Origin of the sequence: Streptomyces sp. SID486 (genome assembly GCF_009865385.1) — a bacterium.
Lineage (GTDB): Bacteria > Actinomycetota > Actinomycetes > Streptomycetales > Streptomycetaceae > Streptomyces.
Window position 1 is genome coordinate 65,039 of sequence record NZ_WWJT01000693.1, and the last position, 6,619, is coordinate 71,657.

General features: G+C 69.6%; 5 protein-coding genes. 2 read left to right on the forward strand and 3 right to left on the reverse strand.

Features of this window, described 5'->3' with window-relative positions; genetic code table 11:
* The first annotated feature begins 212 nt into the window (after positions 1-212).
* Positions 213-2,045 carry a DUF4157 domain-containing protein gene (locus GT045_RS32270; protein WP_161336348.1) on the forward strand — a complete coding sequence of 611 codons (1,833 nt, stop codon included), beginning with the start codon at positions 213-215 and terminating at the stop codon, positions 2,043-2,045.
* 533 nt (positions 2,046-2,578) lie between these two features.
* Here the strand turns inward: GT045_RS32270 and GT045_RS32280 are convergent.
* Complete coding sequence (locus GT045_RS32280; RefSeq protein WP_161336349.1) at positions 2,579-3,163, reverse strand: TetR/AcrR family transcriptional regulator; 585 nt, start codon at positions 3,161-3,163, stop codon at positions 2,579-2,581.
* A 166-nt stretch (positions 3,164-3,329) separates the two neighbouring features.
* Here GT045_RS32280 and GT045_RS32285 point away from each other — a divergent pair, with 166 nt between their 5' ends.
* Positions 3,330-4,241, forward strand: coding sequence for a class I SAM-dependent methyltransferase (locus GT045_RS32285; RefSeq protein WP_161336350.1), 912 nt, complete (start codon positions 3,330-3,332; stop codon positions 4,239-4,241).
* Between the two features lie 93 nt (positions 4,242-4,334).
* On the opposite strand, the gene GT045_RS32290 is transcribed toward GT045_RS32285, so the two are convergent.
* Both GT045_RS32290 and GT045_RS32295 read right to left on the reverse strand, forming a co-directional pair.
* On the reverse strand, positions 4,335-4,847 hold the full coding sequence (locus tag GT045_RS32290) for a hypothetical protein (RefSeq protein ID WP_161336351.1): 513 nt from the start codon (positions 4,845-4,847) through the stop codon (positions 4,335-4,337).
* The coding region (locus GT045_RS32295) for a polymorphic toxin-type HINT domain-containing protein (protein WP_272926927.1) at positions 4,847-6,619 on the reverse strand (1,773 nt) is incomplete at its 5' end. The genes GT045_RS32295 and GT045_RS32290, both read right to left, overlap by 1 nt.

A 6,619-nucleotide genomic window follows, 5' to 3' on the forward strand; every position in this document is an offset into this window, starting at 1 on the left:
GGGAGTACGTCGAGCCTGCCGGGGTCTCGGTTCCCGGCCCGCGACCACGCGTTGCCCTGAGGGGCAGAGTTGAGTGCGGCCACGGTGTGCCGGGAGCGCAAACCCGCAGCTCAGAGCGGTGCTCGCGAGGTGGCGCGGCGCGTCCTGGGTTTCGGGGGAGGGACGGCGGTCCTACGTTCGGAGCACAGAGATCGTCACCAGCGGGAGGCTCGATGTACTCGCATGAGAAGAAGTCCCGTCCCACAGCCCAGGACGAGCGGGGCCAGCCGGCGCGACCGGCCGCCCCGCGCGGGCTGATGGGGCTCCAGGCCAGTGTCGGCAACCAGACGGTGCTCAGGATGATGCGCCACGACCAAGAGGCCGAGGAACACCGGCACGGTGCGGGATGCGGGCACGAGGAAGCCGTCCAGCGCACCGGTGCCGAGGCCGCCCCGCGCACACCCGAGCGCTCCGACGTCGAATCCGGTCTGCGCACACCCGGCCGCCCTCTGGACCCGGCCGTACGCGCCCGTAAGGAGGAGCAGTTCCAGGCGGATCTCTCCGGAGTGCGGGTGCACACCGGATCGGCCGCGCAACAGGCGGCCGCGGCCGTCCAGGCGCGCGCGTTCACGGTCGACCAGGACATCGTGATCGGCAAGGGCGGTGGCGACTCGCACACGCTGGACCACGAGCTCACGCACACGGTCCGCAACCAGCAGAGGGCCGCTGTCGGACACCCGACGGGCGGCGGATTCAACATGACCCACCCGCACGACCATGAGGAACGTGAGGCGGAGTCGAACGCCGCGCGGATGAGGTCCGGCGGTGCCAGTGCGGTGCAGGGCACGGGTGCGACGGCCGACGCCCGCTCCGGCGCGTCACCGGTCCAGCGTCTGACGGGCCCGGTGCAGCGCATGGAGGGCTTCGAGACCGAGGTGGCCAAGCGGATCAACGACCGGAACGGCAGAAAGCTGGCGGGGGACACCGACCTCGGGCGAAGCCGCACCGAGGACTTCACGGTGGTCTCCGACAGCAGGAGCCTGGACCAGGGCGGTTCCTACTCCAACCTGGAGTTCGTGTCCGGCGCCGTTCAGGTGGTCGGCTCGAAGGCGTCGGACGGCCCCGAAACCCTCGACCGGATCGTGGACGAGATGAGGAAGGTGCGCGACGACTTCTACGCGGCCACCGCCGAGGGGAAGCTCCTCTCGGAGGCCACCATGCGTCTGACGCTGCAGCCCGAGGCCGAAGGCGTGCGGCTCAGCAGCGAGGGGTACACCGACCAGGCCGGGCAGCCCGGCAGGGGTGACGGACTCTACGTCCAGTACACGATCGGTCTGCCGTTGGCCGGCGTCCCCCAGGTGTTCGACAACTACCGTGACGACCCGGGGAGCGTCGGTCAGAACGCCCTGCCTCGGGCCATGTTCCGGCTGAACCAGGCCAAGCCGTTCGCGCAGGACGTGCTCCAGAAGTTCGACGAGTCGAGGACGGGGAAGAAGCGGAGCCGGGTCGACACCGACTCCCTCGACGGGTTCCTCCAGCTCTTCTTCACCCAGGTGGCCGCCGTCGCCGACTATCTCGCAACGGATCAAGACCAGGGTCAGCCCAAGAACCTGACCATTTTCCTCTCCCGTTCACCGCTTGCCGATGCGTTCGCCCTGCTGGACGACGAGGTGCAGGCGTACCTGAAGAAGAACAAGAAGGTGATCGTCGACCGGCTCGCGGAATATCAGGAGAACACGGAGACCCAGGGTGAGAAGCTGGAGTTCCGCGACCGGGCGACTCGGGAGCTGCCGGGGCTGGACAAGGTGACTCTCCTGGGTTACGCGAACTCGGCTCTGACGGGCAAGCCGACCGTGTCCCAGCAGCGGGTGTTCGGCGGGATGAACGAGATCAAGCCGCACCCGGTCGAGGGGTCCACGGTGATTCCGATGGAGATCCGGGCCATCGGAAACTACTTCAAGACCTGGGACGAGCTGAAGACCGAACTGCGGAAGATCGCCGGCTGGGCGCAGCAGGGCTACACACGGGACCAGGAGGTCAACGGCCCCGGCGGGGCCCGCCGCTGAGCCTGCGGCCTGGTCGGCGAGGCAGGGCCCCCGGCACCCGCGGCACGGCTCATCCGGTATGCCGGCCGGCCCTTCTCACGTGCCACGCCGGCCGGCCCCTCTCACGGGCCACGCCGGCCGGCCCGCCGCGGCCGGCTCGCGCCACGGTCAGCAGTACGGCGCCTGGTTGGTCAGGGACGCCGCCACCCGCATCCACACGCCGAACAGCCGGTACAGGCCGGGCAGAGCGCCCTGCGCCCGCACGGTACGGCTGTCTGCCGAGGTCCCCCCTGGAAGACCCAGGAGCGTCGAGGCCACTGAGGCCGACTGCCAACGCACCGCGAGGGTGGAGGGGCCGCAGGGGCGACCGGTGCCTTCGGCACGGTGGAGAGACCGGATGCGACGGCCTCCTCGATGGCCGCACGCGCCTCCTGTGCAGGGCGCAGATCCGCCGCGACGCCCATGTGCTTGGGCCTGCCGCGGATGAGGCGGACCGCCGGATGCAGGGCCTCGGGCAGGAGAGCCGCCGCGAGCTCGCCGACCGGACCGGAGTGCTAGGCGTCCACCAGTGCGGCCACCAGGCGGGCCATGGCCGGCCGTGGGTCCGGTGTGCCGGGCCGGCTGGTCATCAGGAGGTGGTGGGCGGTGCCGACGAGTGCGAGGGCCGCTGTGTCCGGGTCGAAGGTACCCGCGAGTCGGCCGAGTTCCCGCTCCGCGTCCAGATAGCCGGTGATGGCCTCCTGAATCGCGGTGAAGCCGGGCGCTCCGTCCTCCAGCGCTTCGCGGATACGCAGCGCGGCGGCGGGGCGGGTCATGGCCAGGCCCGAGAGTGCCGGGCCGCCGGAGTCGAACAGCGCGAAGGTGACGGCCTCGAGGTTCCCTGCCACCGTGCCCTGCCCGGCGAGCCCCGCCAGCGCCCGGGCCTTCGTCGCGGTCCGCGCGAACCGGTCGAGGCAGAGCTCTGCCACGAACGCGTCGAGCCCCGCGAAGTGCGTGTGCAACAACCCCTTGGCGCAGCCGGCTTCCGCCGTGACGGACCGGCTCGTGAGCGCGCCCGGGCCATCCCTCTCCACGACGCGCTCGGCGGCCGCGAACAGCCGCTCGCGTACGTCCGGCGTCGCCACTCCTCGCGGTGACACGAGTCCCCTCCTCCACTCCGGGCTCTGCCGCCCTCTCCTTCACTCCGGGCTCTGCCGCCCTCGATGGAGCAACTTCCCTGATGGTAGCGGGCATTGCCGGTTTGGGCGTACGCCCATACTATTTGGGCGCACGCCCATTCTCCGTCATCCACCGAAGGAGGCGCCCGTGCCGGACATCGTCAACACCGAGCAGGCGCAGGCTTGGAACGGCTTCGAAGGAACGCACTGGGCCCGCAACCAGGACCGCTGGAACGCCGTGAACGAGGGGTTCGACGAGCCACTCCTGAACGCCGCCGGGATCACCGGGGACCACCGGGTCCTGGACCTCGGCTGCGGCTCGGGGCAGACCACGCGCCTCGCCGCGCTCCGGGCACCCCGAGGAAACGCGCTGGGCCTCGACCTGTCCGGCCCCATGCTGGCCGAGGCCCGGGCCTCGGCCGAGCGGGAAGGCATCGGCAACGTCTCCTTCGCGCAAGGCGATGCGCAGGTGCACCCCTTCGCAGCGGGCGCCTTCGACTCGGCGATCAGCCGCTACGGGGTGATGTTCTTCGCCGACCCTGTCGCCGCCTTCGGCAACGTCGGCCGGGCGCTGCGACCCGGCGGCCGCCTGTCGTTCGTCTGCCCGGCCGATCCCGGGCTCAACGACTGGGTGGCGGCGATGGCGTCACTTCGCGGCACTCTGCCGGTCGGCGACCTCGGACAGCCGGGCTTGCCCGGCATGTTCTCCCTGGCCTCGCCGGACCGCATCCGTGCCATCCTCACCACGGCCGGATACACGGACATCACCGTCGACCGGGTACAGAGGTACGGGGCTTGGGGATCCGGAGCCGAGGACGCGGCGGGATTCCTGCTGGGAACCGGCCCCGGCCGCCACTTGCTGCAGCAGACCGACACGGCCGCACGGGCTCGCGCCCACCGCACGCTGGCGGACCACTTGCGCGCCCACGAAGCAGCGGACGGCACGGTCCGGCTGCGCAGCACGTCGTGGCTGGTCACGGCGGACCGCCGGAGTGACCTCCAGTCGCCGGCCGACGCGGCGACCACCCCGCGGTGGTCGTCGGTCTCCTTCCGGCGCTGACCGGTGACGTGGCGGCCCCCCCCGGGAAGCCATCCCGGTGACGTGGCGGGCCCCCGGGAAGACATCCCGGGGGCCCGCCATCGCTTGTTCGGACTATCGCATGTACGCGGGAGAGATGATCTCCAGGCTCCACACGTCGTCGTGCCCTGGGAAGTCTCCCCGTACGGCACTCGGGTCGTGTACGACGTGGACGGTCACGCCCGACGCGCGGTCCCGGAAGAGGCGATACCCGGGTGTCTCGTCGAGCACCTCCAGGGCGCCCGCTCCGGGGATCCGCTCATGGGCTCGCTGAACGTCCGTCCATCTCGTGAACCGCTCGAACCGGATGTCGAGCCGATCGCGAAGCTCGTCCCTCAGGCGTGGCAGATGGAGCAGCCGGTGGACCTCCAGCGAGAACGCCTGGCACGTCCAGTCAGGATCGCCACCGCATGTCACCTCGAAGAGGCCGTAGTCCCTCCGCAGCGTCCTGGAACCCTGTCGGCCGGTGACGTCATCCACGTAGGTCAGCGGAACGGCAGGATCGAGCGCTGCGAGGCCGCTTCCGACCTTGGAGCCGAAAAGCGAGCCGGTTGCGATCGCCTGGGCGATGAACTCTTCTCCCGTCATCATCCCAGTTTCTCCAAAGCCTTGATCAGGAACTGGAGCTCGAGAGCCCGGTTCTTGTTGTTCCCCCAGTTGTGCGAGTTCATGTGCTCTTGAGCTGCACGGGCTTTCTGGATCAAGTCACGCCGCAACTCAGGGCTGTTCTTCAGTGTGTCCAGGACCTTCTGCACACTCTTGTCGGACGCCATCCCCGTGCTGAGGCGAATTCCCTTGGCCCCCAGCTCTCCCTCGTGACTGAAGACGTGGATCTCGTCGGCTCCCACGTGCAAGTGCGCTCCCTTCGTGGCCCAGTCCGAGGCGACGGGGGAAACACGTACTCCGCAGATGTCGTTGTGCACGAGGACCGGAGTGCTGCCTGCGAACACGTAGTACGTGTGCAGCCCGTCCACCGTCAAGTTGTACGTGCGGGCGTGCTGAGTGTAACCACGGTTCCCCTTGACCGCGGCCGTGCTCCCGTCGGCCGTGCGCAGCGTCATTCCGGAGCGCAGCTCGCCGGCTTTGATCCAGGCTCCCTCGGAGGGGGACCAGAAGGGGTGCTCACGCGTCGCGGTGAGGTGCGCGGTCCCGCCAGAGGTTCTGACGGCGAGATCGTTGAACGAGGTGTCCAGGCCCGTGACGATGAGATTCTCGACCGTACGGACGTGCGTTGCCCCCGTCCGGGGATCGGTCGCCACGACCTGATCGCCGGTGCGCAGGGTCTCGATGGCCCGACCGCTTCCATCGCCCATGAGCACCTTGGTACCCGCGAGGAAGCAGGTGGCGCACTTGATCGCCCTGGCCGCACGAGAACCCTCGACGATGTCCTCGATCCCTTCCGCTCCCTTTTTCAGGAGCTTCGCCTTGCCGACGGGGAGGAAGGACATGGCCGCTACGGCGCACTTACCGACAGTCGGGTTCTTGATGCATTCCTTGGCATCGTTCAGGCCGAGGACTTCCCAGGCGAATTCCTTCATCGTCGGATCGATCGTGGGAAACACCAGTTCCTGGCCGGCCATGGCGCACGGGGGCAGACTGTCCCGGTTCACGGGAATGTAGCACTTGGGCTTCGCCTCCTGCTCCCGCTGCTTCTTCCGGGCTTCCGCGGCCAGTCGCCGTTCTTCGGCCAGTTCCGCTTCGCGCTTTTCGACCACGTCCTTCCACGCCGCCTTCGCGAGGCCGTCGGCCTCCGCCGAACTCTTTCCGGCGTCGAGAGCGGACTGCCGGGCGTCGTCGGAGGCCTGCGCCGCGGACGTCGCCGACGCTCGCGCGTACTGTGCGGAGAAATCCGCGTCGTCGGCGGATTCCTCGGCTGCCACAGCGCTCTGGTTGGCGCGGTCGGCGGCGGCTCGTGCGGTGGTCGCGGATGCCTTGGCCTGCTTGGCGCTGGTCTCGGCGCGGTCTGCGGCGGCGTCCGCTTCGGCGGCGTAGCCCTGGGCCTGCTCGGCGCTGTGCTCCGCGTCCTTCTTGGCGTCCTGAGCGGCCTGGTTGGCGCCCTTGGCCTCCGCCGCTGCCTGTGCGGCGAGCGCACTGTTCTTGCGAGCCGTGGCCGCTATCTCCCGGCCCTCAGCGATGAGCCGTTCCACCTGGGCGACGTGGTTGGCCGCGAGTCGGTCCTTCCGATCGGCCATGTACCGGCCCGCGTCGACGAACTGGTGCACGTCGTCGGGGGAGCCGGCCAGGGCGATCTTGGCGGCGGACCGGACCTCGGGACCGCCGTCGTTGTACAGCTGTGTGGCGGTCACCCGCTCGTCCGCCTGCTGGGCGGCGTACTGCCCCTTGTTCAGGAAGTCCAGCAG